Source organism: Clostridioides sp. ZZV15-6597, assembly GCF_020657815.1.
Lineage (GTDB): Bacteria > Bacillota > Clostridia > Peptostreptococcales > Peptostreptococcaceae > Clostridioides.
Map to the genome: position 1 here is coordinate 24,869 of NZ_JAGWCT010000039.1, position 11,947 is coordinate 36,815.

Sequence of the window (11,947 nt, forward strand, 5' to 3'; positions counted from 1 at the left end):
TATATGAAGTATAGAAGATAAATATTGGAGGTTGTTATGGAAATTTTAAGAGTAGAAAATTTAACTAAAAGCTATGGTAAAAATGAAACAAAAGTTGATGCAATAAAAAATGTAAGCTTGTCTATTGAAAAAGGTGAGTTCATAGCAATAACAGGGCCAAGTGGAAGCGGAAAGAGTACATTATTACACTTATTGGGAGGTGTTGATAGACCTACTAGTGGTAAGGTTTATATAAATGATGTAGATATATATAATCTAAAAACTAAGGATTTGGCAATCTTTAGAAGAAGAAATATAGGTCTTATATATCAATTCTATAATTTAATTCCTGTGTTAAATCTTAAGGAAAATATATTACTTCCAGCAGAACTTGATAATAGAAAGATTGATAAAGAATACTTGAATGATTTAATGAAAACATTGGGTCTAAGCGATAGAGAAAATCATCTTCCTAATCAATTATCAGGAGGTCAACAACAAAGAACATCTATAGGGCGTGCCTTAATTAATAGACCATCTATAGTATTAGCAGATGAACCAACAGGTAATCTAGATAGCAAAAACTCAAAAGAAATACTAGAACTATTAAAAGTATCAGTAAAAAAATACAATCAGACATTAATAATGATAACTCATGACAAAAACATAGCACTTCAGGCGGATAGAATTATAGGCATAGAAGATGGAATTATAAAAAGTGATGAGGTGATGTAAATGAATCTATATACATCCCTAACTGTTAGATACCTAAAACAAAATAAAAGACGAACTATTGTGACTATAATTGGAATAATACTTTCAACTGCATTAATTTGTGGTATAGGTAACATATTTGAAAGTTTTATGGATTATCAAATAAGAGAGACCATAAAAAATGATGGAAGTTATCATGCTAAATTCTACAATGTAAACAAAAAAAATATAGACTATGTAACAAAATCAGCTGAGATAAAAAGTTATGCACTTACTAATCAACTTGGATACTCTAGAATAGAAGATACTGTAAACGGTATATTAAGCATTAAACAATATGATAAAAATGCTATGGAAGGATATAGAGTTTCTATAAAAGAAGGTAGATTCCCAGCTAAAGGTGGAGAAATTATTTTAAGTGAAAATATAGTTAATCTTATGGAGAAAAAGCTAAAAATAGGAGATAAGATAACCTTAAAAGTAGGTGACGTGCTTGATAGAAATAACAAAAAAATTGATGATATGAGTGTATTTCATGAAGGAGATTATATTGCAAATGAAAAAGAAAAGACGTTTAAAATTGTAGGTATAATTAAAAGACCAGGATTTGAACTCACTGACCAAATTGCTACTGGTTTAACTTACTTTAATCCTATAGATAATAAGAAAGAGACAGTGAATATATCAATAACAGCAAAAAATCCTAAAGATATATATGAAATAACAAGAAAAATAAGTAATAATATATATACAAATAAAGATAAAGCATCAAACTCTGAAATGATAAAATACAATGAACATTTATTGAGATTACAAGGAGCTAGTAAGTATGCAAATATAAATAGTTCTATAAAAGCTATAATTACTATGGTAACTATTTTAGTAATTATATGTACAATTGCTACAGTATATAATTCTTTTAGTATTTCTATAACTGAACGAAAAAAGCAGTTTGGAATATTAAATTCTATAGGAGCTACAACTAACCAAATTAAAAGATTAGTTTTTATTGAAGGTATTATAATTAGCTGTATTGGTATACCAATAGGTCTATTGTCTGGAACAGTAGCTATAGATTTAGTATTTAAAGCTATAAATAAATATCTTACGGAATCAGTTGTATCACAGATGGGTTTACAAATAGTATATAATCCATTAATAATAATTATCAGTATAATAATTGTTTTGCTTACAATTTTCATATCAATTCTCCTACCTGCAATAACAGCTTCTAATATTTCTCCTCTTAGTGTAATAAGGAGCAGTGGAGATTACAAAGTAGGTAAGGTTAAAAATTCGAAACTTATTAGATTAGTTTTTGGAACAGAAGGTGTACTTGCATATAAAAGTGTAAGAAGAAATAGAAAGAAATTTATTGTGACACTTTTTTCTTTAATAGTAAGTATAGTAATATTTATATCTTTTAGCGGATTTATGGCGAATTTCTTAAAAGGTGAAGAAATCAGAAATTCTCAGAGAAACTACGATTTATATTTAAGTTCAAGACAAATATCCAAGTCTATGGATGATACTATAAATAAACTAAAAAATATATCTGGAATAAAAAACTTTGAAGTAGCTGTAGGAGAGTATATTTCTATAGGAGTAGATAAGGATAAAATAAATAAATCTAAAGAAAATCTAATTAAGGATTATTATCAACAACGTAAGGTTGGAGATAGTTATGAATATGAGTTTAACAACAACGAATTAATTTTTCCTGGAGAAACTGCGATACAAAATAAAACAAAAAACTTAATAAAAGGTTCTTTTGACAAAGAAAGAGCGATTAAAGAAAATGGAGTGATATTTGTTAGAAAAAGTTACTTTGAAACAAAGGGTAAGAAAGGAGTAGTAGAGCTAACTAATTACAAAGTTGGAGATACTATAATTTGTGAATATACTGGCGAAAATGATTCAAAGAAAAAAGTAAACATAAAAATTCTTGGTATAACAGATGAAGAACGTCTAGGAATGGGTTATCAAAATATGGGGTTGCAATTTATAACTTATGATGAGGTTGCTGAAAATATGGATTTAAAGTTAGAGAAAGGTATTGTTTTTATTGACTCAGGGGGGAGTGCTCAGACTAGGAAGAGTATAGAGTCTTTGGCTAAGAAAAATAATGTCAATTTCCATGATGAAAATACAAGTGACAAAAGTGCAAAGCAAAATTTAAAAGCTATTAAAGTTTTTGTATATGGGTTTATAGTAGTGATATCTCTAGTAAGTGTTACAAATATACTAAATACAGTAAGTACAAGTATAAATCTAAGAAAAAGAGAACTAGCGATAATACAATCAATAGGTGTTACTCCTGTAGGCTTTAGAAAAATGATATACTTAGAAAGTTTTATCTATGGTATTTTATCTTTATTGTTTGGCGTACCAATTGGTATTGGGATGATATTAATTATGAATAAATTAGTTTCAGGTGTAATTGAATTTTCTACAGTTATACCATGGGCAGCAATTGGCATATGTATAGTGAGTGTTTTTATAATAACCTTTATAGCAGCATATATACCTATGAATAAATTAAATAAGGAGAATATAATAGATAATATAAGAAAAGAAAGTATATAAAATACTATAAAAATAATTTATAGATATATAAATTATTATTAAAACCGTTTAATTGGTATAAACTATAATTATGCTGATTAAACGGTTTTTATTTATATAAGAAATCTAATAAATAAATTGCTAGAGGTATTTAACTATTTAGAAAGAATTGGTATTATATAAAGTAGGAGTTTAGATAATAAGGAAAGATATTTGATTCTATTGGAAAACAAAAGAAAAAGAAGGTGATTACTATTTCTCATATAACTGCTAAAAACATGTATAAAAGCTTAGAGGAAAGAATAAATAAATTTCCACAGGGTGCTCCACCATCCGATACATTATACAAAATATTAAATGTACTTTTTACAGAGCAAGAGGCAAAATTAGTGGCACAACTTCCAATAAAGCCTTTTAGAGTAAAAACAGCAGCTAAAATTTGGAGTATAAGTGAAAGTGAAGCATATAGGGTGTTAGATAAGCTAGCTAGCAGGGCACTAATACTAGATATAGAAGATAAAAAAGGTAAAAAATATATAATGCCTCCTCCAATGGCTGGTTTTTTTGAGTTTGCCATGATGAGAACAAGACATGATATAGACCAAAAACTTTTATCAGAACTTTACTATCAGTATATGAATGTGGAAGAAGACTTTATTAAAGATTTATTTTATTCAACAGAAACAAAACTTGGAAGAGTTTATGTTCAAGAAGAAGTATTGACTAATGATAATGAAGTAAGTATTTTAGATTATGAAAGAGCCACTCATATAATTGATGAATCGACTCATATAGGTATAAGTATGTGTTATTGTAGACATAGAATGCAACATGTTGGAAAAGCCTGTGATGCTCCTATGGATATATGTATGACATTTGACAATGTAGCTAATTCTTTAATAAACAATAAATTTGCAAGACGTGTAGATAAAGTAGAATGTAAGGAATTACTTCATCAAGCATATGAACATAATTTAGTTCAATGTGGAGAAAATGTTCGAAAAGGAGTTACATTTATATGCAATTGTTGTGGTTGCTGTTGTGAGGCATTAGTAGCAGCAAAAAGATTTGGAAATCTTCATCCAGTGCAAACAACTAGTTTTATACCAAATATAAACCATGAAAGCTGTGTAAAGTGTGGTAAATGTATAACTGCATGTCCAATAGATGCAATAAATAAAGTAAAAGAAAATGATAAAGAATATATAAAAATTGATGAGGATAGATGTCTAGGTTGTGGAGTTTGTGTTAGAAATTGTCACAAAAATAGTATTATGCTATTAAAGAGAGATGAAAAAATAATAACTCCTGCAAATTCAGTACATAGAGCAGTTCTCATGGCAATCGAGAAAGGCCAATTACAAAATTTAATTTTTGATAATAATGCCTTAGCTAGTCACAGAGCTATGGGAGCGATACTATCAGCCATATTAAAACTTGAACCAGCTAAAAAAGTTTTGGCTAGTAAGCAATTAAAGTCAGTATACTTAGATAAATTACTAAGTATGAATGATAAATAAAGATTAATTTAAAAATACTCAAAGTATTTTGACTTATCTATGACTAAAGAAACTTATCATGAGGTATATTATCAGTAGTAAAAAGAATGAAATATTTAAGCTTTATTTTTATAGATATACATTTTATAATTGAAATAAAAACGGGCTATATTCAAATAATTTTATTTGAATATAGCCCGTTTTAAAATGTTAAGCTATTTCTTTAATTTGTTTAAATGAATTTTCATTTCCATTTCCACCGATTTGTGTTATTGATTTAAATCTCATTGTTTTAAATAGTTCTTTTTGACTATAGTCTAGTAAATTTCCTACTAGTATTACAGGTGATTTAGTTTTTCCAGCTAAAACCCCAACAGATAAACCGTCTATTAAATCATCTTGTTTGTTGATTCCATTTTTAGCAACATATAGATTGCTTATATTAGAATCTTTGTAAAACTCTTTTATTACTTTTGCATTTGTTTCATTTCTAGTGCTACCTGATATTCTTTGTGGATTTTTAAGTTTACTTTCTATATTTTTAGAAACTGTGTATTCTCCACCAATTATATAAGACTTATCTATTTTTTTATCTTTGAATAAATTATTTATTTCAGTTATATTGCTATTGTCATTAGTAAGTATTATAGGCATATCATTTTGAGCTGATGTTGCACCAATACTTACTGCATCTGCTAATCCTTTTTCACCATTAACTACTGATATTTTTGATATATTACTAATTCCTTTTAATTCTTTAGCAAGATTTAGAGAAGTCTCATATCTATCATTTCCTGAAATTCTAGATACAGAGATATTATCTGACTTTATAGTATCTAAAGATTTTTCGTTTACAGAAGCTTCACCACCAATTACATATACATTTTTAACTTTTAATCTCTTTAATTCAGCTAAAGTCTTTTCATTTATTTGAGAGCTTCCAGTCAATAATATAGGAGCATCTTTTTTATATGCGAATGGTGTTGCAGCCAAAGCATCTGCAATTGCAGAGTCATTTATTAAAACGGCGTTTTCAGCATTTTCCCAACCTGCTTGGCTTATCTTAATAGAAGTTTCATATCTATCAGTTCCTGTTAGCGCATTTGCATTTACTTCATTTTGGTATGTAACTTCAAATCTAGCATTTGGACTTCCTAAGAAAACTATTACTCCTCCTTTTGGCAATCTAACTCTATTATTCTTTGTCACTAAAGAGTAGTTTACAGGAGTTCCTTTATCATCATAAACTGCAAAAGATGAATTTTGAGGAAGATTAACTTCTATTTTTTTATTTGCTATATCATCACCAATTTTATACCATTTTGCATAGCCATTTGAATCTATTTGATATGTGGAAGATTTTTCTGATGATAAACTAGTTAGGGAATCTTCACTTACATATGTTTGTGTTGCGAATTTTAAGTATTCTGTACCATTTTCTTTATACAGTTTAATATCACTCAAGTCACGACCCATTACACCAGGGATTTCTATAAAAGCATTTGAATTATTCTCATCTACTATTTTAGTATTAGCTAAAAAACCTGGAGTTTTATCAGAAATACCAAGAATTGCTTTAACAGAACCAAACATATAGTGTTGAGAAGTATATTTTTCATCTACTAGATAGTAACCTTTTTCACCTCTTTTTTCCCAGGCTTCTTTGACACTATTTGATATATTATTGCTATCTACCTTTTGAGCTACATAGTATAAACTTGCTGTCTGACCTAATCCAGGAACATCATCATAAGAGCTCATATTTAAATATGTGATATTATTTTTTTCTTTTACAAATTTTAGGCAACTATTACCTTTTTCAGATACAAATCTATCTTGACCTATGTATACATATTTATCTTCAGGTCCATTTTCTATGTAAGGAGAAGATACTGTTAGAGTACCATTATCATTAACATCAACTTTTAGCATATTTGAAGAAGCATAAAGACCGCTATTTTCCTTTAAGTAACTTGGCATTTTGACTTGTTGTGGCTTACTAAATGTTTTATCAGGTTTTATTTCCTTAATTTTACCTTTCTCTTTTAATGCAGATAGTAAAATTTCTTGCCCAATTACTTCGTTAAGTTGACTACTTCCACCAGAAGAAACAACTGCAACTGCCATATTTTCATCTGGAAGCACTGTAAGATTACTATGGAATAATAAGGAATCCCCACCTTTTGTAAGTGCTTTTAGATTATATTGATTAAATGGATAAGTGTTGACACAATCCCATCCTAAACCATATCCAAGTATAGAATCTTCTCCCTCAGGCCATAGACCATTTAAATATTCTTTATTTTCCATAGCTTTTACTGAAGCAGGAGAAAGAATTCCATTTGATTTTTTCATAAATGTTTGTGCAAATGTACATAGGTTTTCTGCACTTGAATATAAACCGCCTGCACCTATAGTATTAAAGTTATCTTGTGGAACAGCATCTTCCCAATAAGGCACATAGGCTTTTGCAAGTTTTGAACTATCAAAACTATTTTCTGGAGTTTTTGTATTTTGTAAGTTAAGTGGATTATTTATGTACTTATCAAGAAAATTAGTAAATGACATACCAGATACTTTTTCTACTAAAATTTCAGCTAAAGTAAATCCATCATTACAATAAACAGAAAAAGCTCCTGGCTTAGCTTTTAATCTTTGTTTCTTTAATTCTTCTAAGAAACTATCATGGCCATAAGAATCATTGTCTCCTAATAAAAGGGCATTTTTTAAACTACTTCCCATTAACCCTGATGAGTGATTTAATAACATTCTTGGAGTGATTTCTTTGTATCTATCATCAGCCATTTTAAATTCAGGTATATAATTTACTACAGGAGTGTCTAAATTTAATTTTCCCTCTTCAACCAACTTCATAACAGCTGTTGTAGTAAATACTTTACTGATAGATGCAATATTGTACATATTATCCTTAGTTAAATTTTTATTATCTTGTTTGCTGTATACTCCACCATTTCCAGAAATCTCAATTTTACCATTATCAATTAAAGCATATTGAGCACTTACAGCGCCGTATTTAGATAATAAAGTTTGAATTTTTTCTTTAGCAAGAGCTCTAGTTTTTGTGTAAGACTCCGAACCTTTACTATAATCATTTAACTCTATATCAGAGCTTTGATACTTATCGGAGCTATTTTGTGTATCATTATCAGCAAAAGTAATACTTGGAGCGGCTGTAAATAGCATACTAAGTACTAATGTGCTAGATAATAACTTACATAATCTTTGCTTAAACATATTAAATTACCTCTTTTCCCTTTTAATAATTATAATTAGCATAACATTCTTAATTGTTTTAATCAACAGATTATTGTTTGAGAAAAGTGTATTTATGATAAGTATACATTTTATATATATGAGAAAAATAAAAATATAATATTTTGTTATCTGATAAAAAATAAAGGGTATAAGTAATATATAAATAAAATGGAGGAATCTTAAATTATGTACAAGACTATAAATAAAAATCAACTTGAGGAAATGATGAAAAATGAAAAAGATATTTTATTGTTAGATGTAAGAACTAAAGATGAATTTAATGAAAGTAAAATAGAAAATGCGATAAACATATCTTTACAAGAGTTAATTAATAGTATAGATGAAATTTATGACTATAAGGATAAAAAGGTAATAGTTTATTGTAGAAGTGGCCATAGAAGTGTTACTGCATGTAATTTGTTAGCTGAAGAAGGTTTTAAGAATTTGTATAACTTAAAATCTGGAATAACTGATTATATGAATTAAATGCTTAGGTTGTGTTAGGTGAAGTAATTTAATATTAAATTTTTATGATATGCTTTTATAAATTATAAAGAAAATAAAGCTAGAATATCTGTAAAAGTGATATTTATTTTTTAGAGGAAGAGAACTACAAAGGATTAATGTAACTGCAAGTTCATCTAAAGATATACAGAGTGATATAAAAAGTGTCAATCTGTATATCTTTAGAATAGAAGTAAAAGATAGAATGTAATGCTAAATTATGTTTGTAAAATATATGTATCTCTGATTGTTGAGCAGATATATATTTAAACATTCATAAGATGAGTTAGGAAAGAACGAATTCTTTCTATTTTTTCATCATTAGAAATGTCATTACATAGTAATATACCTTGTTGACCATATACACAAAAATATGCTGTTGTATCGGAATCAGGAATATTAATTTCTCCTCGAGAATTAGCTAGTTCAATTTGTTTTTTTACAATTGGCACAAGCTTCTCGCAGACTCTCAAAGATAACTGGTCGTGAATTTTTTTGTTTTGTTCTCCATGACATACTTTGTAATAAAGATTATCATCAGTTTCTATATCAATAAATGTTGGTGCTTCTTCAATTATTTGTTTCAATGTTTTATTTTTATTGTTTAGTATAGGTAGCATTTTATCTACTAAAGTTTGTGCATACTGGTCTATAGCACTATCAAATAAGATTTCTTTTGATGGAAAATAACGATAACACAAACCTTGTGCAACATTCATATATTTTGCAATATCAGTAATAGAAGTTTTTTCATATCCATTTTCATAAAATAACTTCATTGCAGTATCTAAAATTTCTTGTCTACGCTCATTAGGTTCTTTAGTAATACGTGGCATATAGCATCCTCCTTCTGATTTCAAGTACATAATAGCATATGGCATTTTGAAAGTCAATGAATGAATATCAGTCATTTATAAGTAATTATGAGGGATAGCTTATTAACTAGAAACTAGAAAAAGGTAGTAACTGAGAAGCTACTACCTTTAATATAAACTTAAACTATAGATTATTTTTATAGGATTTTTAAATATATAATAAAGTGTCTAATGTCCAGTTAAATTACTATCACCAAATTTTTTGTTAAATGGTTTTATAACTCTATTTATAGGACCTTTTAGAAGTACATTTAAGCAGATGAACAAAATCATAAATAATAGTAATACTAATATATCTTTAATTAAATTTGGAGGATATATACCACCAACAGCTTCCCTTGTGGCACCTATTGCGTAAGTAAATGGCATTATAGGATTTATTCTTTGGAAGAATGTAGGTGTAACTTGTATAGGGAATGTACCACCAGAAGAGCCAATTTGTACGACTAGTAGTACTATTGCAATTGCCTTTCCTATATTTCCAAATACAGACACTAAAGAGTAAACTATAAAATTAAACACCATACTAGTAAACATGAGTAGAATTATTAGTAAAATTGGATGTTCTGCTGTTACTCCTAATAATAATATATCTCCAGTTCCAATTATAAATCCTTGAACGAGAGCTATACTTAAAAAAGTAAGTCCTCTTCCAAAATAAATCTCATAAGGTTTATAGTTTCCATGTACAGATGTAGATAATAATGCTGAAAGCAGTAATATACCTACCCATGTAGAAAGAACACTATAAAATGGTGTCATTGCAGAACCATAGTTGGCAATTGGATATAATTTTTCTGTCTTTACTTCAACAGGTTCCTTTAAAAAGTTTGATTTTGTCAATATATCACTTTCAAGTAAGTTAACTAGCTTTTTCATATCTTCACCATTGCTAATTTTACTTAAAGTATCAACTAAGTCATCTAACATTCCTTTTGCCAAAGGAAGTTTTTCTCTTATTAATGATATACTTTCTTGTGCATTTCCTGAAAGACTTAAAGAAGTAGTAAGAATCTCTTCAACCTTTGGAAGTTTTGCTTCTGCTTTATCTAAAACAGTAATTATATCATTTGCTACATTTATGCTTTTTTCAAATATACTGTTTATAGGTTTTGATATTTTTGAGTCAAAATTATTTAAAAGATTTAAATTAATTCTTCCTATACCATTTGATAAGCTTAAAACGTTATTTAAGGCACTTATAGATGGCTGTTGTCCAGATATAACCTTATCTTTAATATCATTTAATGTTGATATAGAAGAATCTATTTTATTGCTGGAATCTTCAAGGCTATTTATTACATCATCCAGTCTATTGTTTGATGTAAGCTGATTCAATTTACTTAAAAAATCTTCTAAAGTATCATTTAAAGATTGTAAGTTAGAAAGTTTTTCTGATAAATTGTCTATCAATTTAGGTACATCTTCACTTCCACTGTTCACTGCATCAATTAAATTTAATGTAAGAGAAGATGCAGAAGATGAAAGGTCAACCATTAAATTTAAATCAGACTTTATAAGTGGAGAAAGTTCGTCTACATTGTTATTTGTATCCTCTAAGAATTTTTTTACATCACTTGATAATAATTTTGTATCATTTAAAGTCTTTTTAATTGTAGGTAAATCAGCTTTAATATCTTTAACTGTACCTGATAGCTTTGAAGTAGCATCAGCAGCTAAATCGACAGTCTTATTTATATGGTCAAATCTTTTTTGAAGGTCGATAAGAGAACTTTCAACCTTTGTTAGTTTTGGAAGTCCATGTTCAATTCCTGCACCAACTCCATTTGATACACCAAGAACTATTTCACTCACTGTCTTTATTATTGTTTGATTAACTTGTAACTGTATTGCAGAAGCTCCTTTGTCAGTAATCTTTGGTGCAACTGCATTTATCTTTTCATTTACTGTATAGATAAGTTCACCCTTTTTAACATCATCTGTAATTAGGGAAGTTAAATCTTTTGTGAAATTTTTTGGAATCTTAAGTGATGCATAATAAGTACCTTTTTTAACACCTTCAAGAGCCGTTTTCTCATCTACAAACTGCCAACCTAAACTTTTATTATCTTTAAGTTGTTCAATTAACTGGTCTCCGATATTAATTTTCTGTCCTGCTATCTCATTACCTTTATCTTCATTTGTTACTGCTACAAGCATATTAGCAGTACTCCCATATGGGTCCCAAGATGCTTTTATATTAAACCAAGCATATAAAGATGGTAAAAAAGCAAGTCCTACAACTATTATAAGTACTGCATAATTTCCACGTATATCTTTTAGGTCGCTTTTAAAAATTTCTAATATATTTTTTAAACCCTTTGAAGGTCTTAAATTTTTCATATTATTCCAGTTTAAAACTTCTTTTAAACCATTTGTTTTTTTCAAATGTCTCACCTCCTGAATATTTTAATAGATAAAAAAGTTAGATTTATAATCAATTTTAAATTATATTACTTTTTACACAAATAGTAAAGTTAAAGTTTTGTCTTAATTTTAATACATATATATTATATATAATAGTATGCTATAAAT

At 28.0% G+C, this 11,947-nt stretch carries 7 protein-coding genes; 4 read left to right on the forward strand and 3 right to left on the reverse strand.

The genetic code is table 11. The features are described from left to right. Positions 1 to 36 precede the first annotated feature (36 nt). From KGF52_RS10610 to KGF52_RS10620, 3 genes are all read left to right on the forward strand, one after another. Positions 37 to 714, forward strand: a complete 678-nt coding sequence (locus KGF52_RS10610; protein ID WP_227840149.1) for an ABC transporter ATP-binding protein — start codon at positions 37 to 39, stop codon at positions 712 to 714. Then, positions 715 to 3,279: an ABC transporter permease gene (locus KGF52_RS10615; protein WP_227840150.1), complete on the forward strand. Its 2,565-nt coding sequence runs from the start codon at positions 715 to 717 to the stop codon at positions 3,277 to 3,279. Positions 3,280 to 3,503: 224 nt separating this feature from the next. Then, positions 3,504 to 4,778, forward strand: coding sequence for a 4Fe-4S dicluster-binding protein (locus KGF52_RS10620; RefSeq protein ID WP_227840151.1), 1,275 nt, complete (start codon positions 3,504 to 3,506; stop codon positions 4,776 to 4,778). Between the two features lie 189 nt (positions 4,779 to 4,967). Here the strand turns inward: KGF52_RS10620 and KGF52_RS10625 are convergent, their stop codons facing one another. Beyond that, entirely contained in the window at positions 4,968 to 8,012 is a 3,045-nt protein-coding gene (locus KGF52_RS10625) for a serine hydrolase (RefSeq protein ID WP_227840152.1), read from the reverse strand. Positions 8,013 to 8,219: 207 nt separating this feature from the next. Here KGF52_RS10625 and KGF52_RS10630 point away from each other — a divergent pair, with 207 nt between their 5' ends. After that, positions 8,220 to 8,519: a rhodanese-like domain-containing protein gene (locus tag KGF52_RS10630; RefSeq protein ID WP_227827333.1), complete on the forward strand. Its 300-nt coding sequence runs from the start codon at positions 8,220 to 8,222 to the stop codon at positions 8,517 to 8,519. A gap of 284 nt (positions 8,520 to 8,803) precedes the next feature. Here the strand turns inward: KGF52_RS10630 and KGF52_RS10635 are convergent, their stop codons facing one another. Together KGF52_RS10635 and KGF52_RS10640 are read right to left on the reverse strand one after the other, a co-directional pair. Further along, on the reverse strand, positions 8,804 to 9,373 hold the full coding sequence (locus KGF52_RS10635) for a TetR/AcrR family transcriptional regulator (protein ID WP_227840153.1): 570 nt from the start codon (positions 9,371 to 9,373) through the stop codon (positions 8,804 to 8,806). A 207-nt stretch (positions 9,374 to 9,580) separates the two neighbouring features. Next, on the reverse strand, positions 9,581 to 11,809 hold the full coding sequence (locus tag KGF52_RS10640; RefSeq protein ID WP_227840154.1) for a YhgE/Pip domain-containing protein: 2,229 nt from the start codon (positions 11,807 to 11,809) through the stop codon (positions 9,581 to 9,583). Between the last annotated feature and the right edge of the window lie 138 nt (positions 11,810 to 11,947).

Coding starts and splice junctions, on each gene's coding strand:
- KGF52_RS10610 (WP_227840149.1), top strand. CDS start 37: ATGGAAATTTTAAGAGTAGAAAATTTAACTAAAAGCTATGGTAAAAAT.
- KGF52_RS10615 (WP_227840150.1), top strand. CDS start 715: ATGAATCTATATACATCCCTAACTGTTAGATACCTAAAACAAAATAAA.
- KGF52_RS10625 (WP_227840152.1), bottom strand. CDS start 8,012: ATGTTTAAGCAAAGATTATGTAAGTTATTATCTAGCACATTAGTACTT.
- KGF52_RS10630 (WP_227827333.1), top strand. CDS start 8,220: ATGTACAAGACTATAAATAAAAATCAACTTGAGGAAATGATGAAAAAT.
- KGF52_RS10635 (WP_227840153.1), bottom strand. CDS start 9,373: ATGCCACGTATTACTAAAGAACCTAATGAGCGTAGACAAGAAATTTTA.